Below are 3778 nucleotides of genomic sequence, written 5' to 3'. Positions count from 1 at the left end.
ATCTACACTCTTTCCCTACACGACGCTCTTCCGATCTATGTTTAATAAATAGTTTAATATTTACAATTTTTCTCTTCTAATATTTTATTATTTTAAGAAATAGTTTATTATACATTATAGATTTCATTTTTTCTAACGATATATAACTATTTTTAAATATTACTTTTCAAATGCTCTTTATTTACCTTTATATGCTTTCAAAACAAAGATTAATTCAAGGAAATTTTTCTAAAAAAATGTAAAGGTTTTGATAAAATGTCTTTTGAAAAAAATAGAATTGCATTGATAAAGGATTATAATGGTGATAATGGTTCAAGAAATATGTGTCTTGATGATTTTTGTAATCAATCACATATTGGAGATTTTATAGATGATTTTAATTCCAAATATGGTTTGGATAATGATTCAAAATATTCAAGGGATAAAGAATTGAAGTTCAAATCCAATTTGGAATCTAAAAATCTTGAATCTGGTGGTGATTTTAAGAATTCAAATGATTCAATCATTATGGAAGATATTGATTTTGATGATGATCTTGGCGAAAAAAATTGTGATAATGGTCAAAATCAGAATCCTAATCCTAAAAGGGAAAATAAGAAACTAAGGGAAATTGATGATTTTAAAATCAGGGCTTCAAAGGGAATAAATTTCCCTAATTTGGAGTATATGAAAAATTCGTTTATAAGAAATGATTCGGAGGAATTGTCTTTTTTAAATGTTTTCAATGACTTTCAATTGCTTGATTTAGGTCTTTCAGATTATTTTAAGGAGGTTTATTTTGAAGAGAGTTAGATGTTCTTTTCAAATCTCTCCCAATTTTTAAAATGATTCTTCTGAAAAATCATATTTTCATTGGAAATTGTTTGAATTATTCTTAGATTTAAATGATTTTTCTAAAATATTATTTTTTAATAGAAATTATTTTAATTATTCTTAGTTTATAAATAAATTAGTCCTAAATTCAATGGAATAATGCTTAATTAATCCTAAACTTTATAAATTATAAAATTATATTATTATTGATAACTTTGATAAGGATTTTATCAGATTAATTTTTTTAATTTTTTATAAAATCTTATCATAAGTTTTTTTTATTTAATTTAAGATTATTTAGATTTTTAATGAGCTTTGAATTTTATAATTTTGAAATTCCTTGAAAATTTTAAGCTTTAAAACATGGAATTCAAGTCAAAGTTTCGAATTAATATTATTGATGCTATTTTAAGAAATTAGGAGAGAGTATTATGTCTGACAATCAAAAGCAAGATAGGATTGAAGATAATGATTTATTGATAAATGCACGTAAACCTGTTGGCAAATTAGGTGATCAGTTATTGGATAGGATGAATCAAAGTCATGAAAGCCTTGCACAATGGGGTGTAAGTCACTTGAATATTTCCAATGACGATAAGATTCTGGATGTCGGTTGCGGAGGGGGAGTCAATGTTGAAAGATTCCTTAAAATGACCGAAAACAAGGTTATTGGTTTGGATTATTCTGAAGTCTCTGTTGAAAAATCTGCAAAATTAAACAAGGATGAGATTGATGCTGGAAGATGTGAGATTATTCAAGGATCCGTTTCCGAATTGCCATTTGAAGACAGCTCATTTGATATTGTTACCGGATTTGAAACAGTTTATTTCTGGCCGGATATTGTAAATGACTTTAAGGAAGTTAGAAGAGTCTTGAAGGATGATGGAATCATATTCATTTGTAATGAATCAATTCCTATTGAAGGGGATGAACGTCAAGAGGAATTGAAGGAATTGTTGGATATGAACATTTATTCTGAAGAAGAATTAGATGGATTTTTACGTGAAGCAGGATTTTCTGATGTAATTAGCTTTTTAAAAGGAGGGGAAGAAGCTGATAAAAAAGATGTCCCTGCATGGATTTGCGTAATTGCTAAAAAATAGTTTTTTTAATTTATTCTAATTCTTTTTTTTATTTATTTATTTAGAGAATGTATTTTTCTTATTCTCTATTTGTTCTTATTTTTCATTCTTTTTATCTCTTTATTTTTTCTATTATTCCTTTTTCAATGTTTTTTCTAATTTTTTATAAAATTCTTTTATTCAATGATTTTTAAAATTTCATTTCATATTTTTATTCTAAATTAAAAAGATAGTTTTTGAAAAAAAGTTATTTTATTTTAAAAGGTTTAATTTTATAAAATTAGAATTATTTTTTTTATAAAACAAGTTTTTTTAAAAGGTTTAATTTTATAAAATTAGAATTGATTTTTTATAAAACAAGTTTTTTTTATTTTAAAAGGTTTAATTTTAAAAATTATAATTGGTTTTTTAGAAAACAAGTTTTTTTAAAAGGTTTAATTTCATAAAAATAAAATTATTTTAGGAAAAATAGTAATTTATAGAATTTCTTCATAAAAATAGAATTAGTTTGCTAAAAAGGTTTAATGTTAAAAATAGCTTTGAAATGATTGTTGATTTTTAAAAAAAGAGTAATGTATAGTTTGGCTTAAGAATTAAGCTTTAATTTTATTTATTTATAACCATGTATAAATAAGTGGAAGCATTGATTGGATACCTAAAACAAATATTGCGAATCCTCCAATGAATTCAATGTGTCTAGAGTATTTCATAGCTGCTTTAGTGCCGAAAATACCAATTAATTGCCATATTATAACTAAAATTATACTTGCTATAGCAACAATCAATGGATCAGCACCTTCAATAACTCCCTGCGCAGATAAAACTAAGTTTTCAATGTTGCCGAAAACGATTAGTCCTAAAAATGGTTTATATTCTGAAATTGTCATTTTTTCACCTAAATTTAACCTCTAACTGCTTCAAGCATAGATTGAATACCTAAAATAAATATTGCTAATCCGCCAATGAATTCAATGTAAATTCCATATGCTTCTAATTGTTGGGTACATACAGTTCCTAAAATTAACCAAATAATAACAGCTATTAAACTTAAAATAGCTAATTTAAGGGGGTTTGCTCCTTTAACAACACCTTGGGATGCAAGAATTAAGTTTTCTATGTTCCCAAATATTATTAAGGATATTAATCCAACAGACAGTCCAAAAATCATATTATCATTTCCTTTTTTTCATTTATGATAAAATGTTTTATTACTCTTTTGTATTAGCTATTATTTAGAATTAATATCTGATTGCTTTAAACATTATTTTAATAATGTATGTTTATTTTTTAATTGCAAATAATAGTTAATATAAAAATTTAATAAAATTAACCATAAACATATTTTATTTTTGTTTAATAGTATTTATAATTTGGCTTATTCTATATGTTTTTATTTCCATTATCTTGCAGTAAATCTATTTTTTTTTTAATGAATTTTTGCTTTTTATAGAAAGATTTATATATTAAGTTAACCAATCTTTATATGTTGATATATTGCGGTGTTAGTCCAGCCTGGTTAAGACTCTAGCCTGCCACGTTAGAGACCCGGGTTCAAATCCCGGACGCCGCATTTTTTTTATTGCAGCTGTGGTATAGTCTGGTTATTACTTGGGCCTTCCAAGCCTACAACCCGGGTTCGAATCCCGGCAGCTGCATGTTTATGCTATTTTTAAAATTTTTATTCATTTTAACTCTTTTTAGTCAATATTAGGTATTTTAGTTTGTTTTTTTCAGTATTTTTTTACTTTACTTTCAGGTATTTTTTCTATTTTTTCAGTATTTTTTTTAGTTTATTTTTAGACTATTTTTTCATAAATTTTCATTATTTTTTCAGATATTTATAATACATTTTAAATTAATTTATTTTTTTTAAATTTCCCTAT

Annotated in this window: 4 protein-coding genes and 2 tRNA genes; 4 read left to right on the top strand and 2 right to left on the bottom strand. The window is 24.7% G+C overall.

Annotated elements, in window-relative coordinates; all coding sequences use genetic code 11:
* Positions 1-255: 255 nt before the first annotated feature.
* A complete protein-coding gene (locus Q0138_RS02785) occupies positions 256-792 on the top strand; it encodes a hypothetical protein (RefSeq protein ID WP_297980614.1) in 537 nt (178 codons plus the stop codon).
* Positions 793-1244: 452 nt separating this feature from the next.
* Entirely contained in the window at positions 1245-1916 is a 672-nt protein-coding gene (locus Q0138_RS02780; protein WP_297980612.1) for a class I SAM-dependent methyltransferase, read from the top strand.
* A gap of 593 nt (positions 1917-2509) precedes the next feature.
* Here Q0138_RS02780 and Q0138_RS02775 read toward each other — a convergent pair.
* Both Q0138_RS02775 and Q0138_RS02770 read right to left on the bottom strand, forming a co-directional pair.
* Complete coding sequence (locus Q0138_RS02775; RefSeq protein ID WP_297980609.1) at positions 2510-2782, bottom strand: hypothetical protein; 273 nt, start codon at positions 2780-2782, stop codon at positions 2510-2512.
* 14 nt (positions 2783-2796) lie between these two features.
* On the bottom strand, positions 2797-3063 hold the full coding sequence (locus Q0138_RS02770) for a hypothetical protein (protein WP_297980606.1): 267 nt from the start codon (positions 3061-3063) through the stop codon (positions 2797-2799).
* Between the two features lie 328 nt (positions 3064-3391).
* Between Q0138_RS02770 and Q0138_RS02765 the strand changes: the two genes are divergently transcribed.
* Positions 3392-3465: transfer RNA gene (locus Q0138_RS02765), tRNA-Gly, on the top strand.
* 11 nt (positions 3466-3476) lie between these two features.
* Positions 3477-3550 (top strand) — tRNA-Gly (locus Q0138_RS02760).
* Positions 3551-3778: the final 228 nt, after the last annotated feature.

This window comes from uncultured Methanobrevibacter sp. (assembly GCF_937906425.1).
Lineage (GTDB): Archaea > Methanobacteriota > Methanobacteria > Methanobacteriales > Methanobacteriaceae > Methanobrevibacter.
The sequence above is the reverse complement of the archived record's forward strand: the minus strand, read 5'-3'. Positions and strand labels throughout refer to the sequence as shown.